This window comes from Pseudomonas sp. 05N434 (assembly GCF_056396965.1).
The window spans coordinates 1-771 of record NZ_JBFTMK010000990.1 but is presented as its reverse complement, the minus strand read 5'-3'; the positions used below and the strand labels follow the sequence as shown (position 1 = coordinate 771).

Genomic DNA, 771 nt, shown 5'->3' with positions numbered 1-771 from the left:
GATCGCATCAGCCCAGCGTTCGTTGTTATCAATCAGATCCTGTAAGTCGTTCATGCAATGAAGCCTCGAGAATGATGCACTGCTTTGACAGACAACCGCCCGTCGGGGTCACGCACGAGATGCAGATCCCCCTGATGTCCTGATGTATGTAGCGGCTAGCCGGCGCTCCCTGCCCGCGGGAATTCTCGGCAGTCCAGTGGGTCAATTGTAGTAGGGCCTACAGTATGAGGAATAGCCATGACTGATTCACGACGTCCGTTCGATAAGGAGCCACCCGAGCCCATCGACGACGATGAAGACCGCATGGGCTCGGTGCATGAGCTGGATTTCGACGAGGAAGAGCCCGGCACCAGAATCGGCGACCTGGCACCTGAACACGAGCATACACAGCAAATGCCCGACGCACGCGTCCGTAAACCCCGCATGACTGGGGGCTCGACCAATGACAATGACGCCACCGACGATGACTTGACCCCGGAAACCCTGATCCGTGAAGACGGCGCACGGGATGCCCACGAAGCGGGTGAAGACGGCCAGGCGGATYGGGATCTGAGCATTGTCGACGGGGACGACATCGGTGGGGGCGATGGGCTGGATGAAGCGGAACTGGCCCGGCAGGATCCATTGGACGGCAAGCCTTGATCGTTGACGTCCGTGCAGACGCCTTCGCGGGCGAAGCTTGCCCGCGAAGCCTTTAGAAACGATCAATCAACCAAGGTGCAGGCCATCACCACGGCATCTTCTCGCCCGCCAACCGCCGGGTAGTAATCC

1 protein-coding gene and 1 pseudogene are annotated in these 771 nt (G+C 59.5%); one reads left to right on the top strand and one right to left on the bottom strand.

Features of this window, described 5'->3' with window-relative positions:
• Positions 1 to 237 precede the first annotated feature (237 nt).
• Positions 238 to 642 carry a serine kinase/phosphatase gene (locus AC1DLB_RS31275; protein ID WP_477786438.1) on the top strand — a complete coding sequence of 135 codons (405 nt, stop codon included), beginning with the start codon at positions 238 to 240 and terminating at the stop codon, positions 640 to 642.
• Between the two features lie 62 nt (positions 643 to 704).
• Here AC1DLB_RS31275 and AC1DLB_RS31270 read toward each other — a convergent pair.
• A pseudogene (locus AC1DLB_RS31270) lies at positions 705 to 771 on the bottom strand (ribosomal protein S18-alanine N-acetyltransferase); the annotation flags it as partial.